At 36.8% G+C, this 573-nt stretch carries 1 protein-coding gene; it reads left to right on the forward strand.

The annotated features are described in order from the left end of the window. The first annotated feature begins 33 nt into the window (after window positions 1–33). The gene (locus tag B5E79_RS14090; RefSeq protein WP_370519931.1) at window positions 34–450 is read left to right on the forward strand and encodes a DUF6431 domain-containing protein; all 417 of its coding nucleotides are present in this window, start codon (window positions 34–36) and stop codon (window positions 448–450) included. The last annotated feature ends 123 nt before the right edge of the window (window positions 451–573 follow it).

Genomic DNA, 573 nt, shown 5'->3' on the forward strand with positions numbered 1-573 from the left:
CAAAGTTGAGTCTCATCTTGTCCTAACGACAATATGATAATATTAAAAACCAGCAGAAAAATCAATACCATTAATCAAAAAAATTATTCCAATGTTATCTTTTCACTGGATTTGTCTCTCCTATCATGTCCAAAATGCTCTCATAGAGGCTTGTCTGTTCATGGCTACTATAAAAGAAACTTCAAGGACAGCTCCATCAACATCCAGAGAGTCATATGCCCTCATTGCGGCAAAACTCATGCGCTGCTTCTTTTTCCCATGATTCCTTTCCTATCTGCTGTCTCCTTCGATGATATTGTTTCCATTCTTTCCGATTCAACAGATCATCTTATTATCGAACTGTCTCACATATACCATTTCATCGTTAAGCTTGGCAACTGCCCAATAGATGAACTGCTCATTTATAAGAAATTTTCCAGAAACCTGTATTTCTCTTTTCAAACCACATGACCTCTATGTCTTTCTGCTTCCATTTCCTCTATCATGAAGATGTAGAAAAAGAAAGGACGGGATGTTTTATGAAATTACAGATTCTATTGGCTTTGGATGGTGATGACGATGTGTGATAATACC

The organism is Massilimicrobiota sp. An134 (assembly GCF_002160815.1).
Taxonomy (GTDB): Bacteria; Bacillota_I; Bacilli_A; order Erysipelotrichales; family Coprobacillaceae; genus Allocoprobacillus; species Allocoprobacillus merdigallinarum.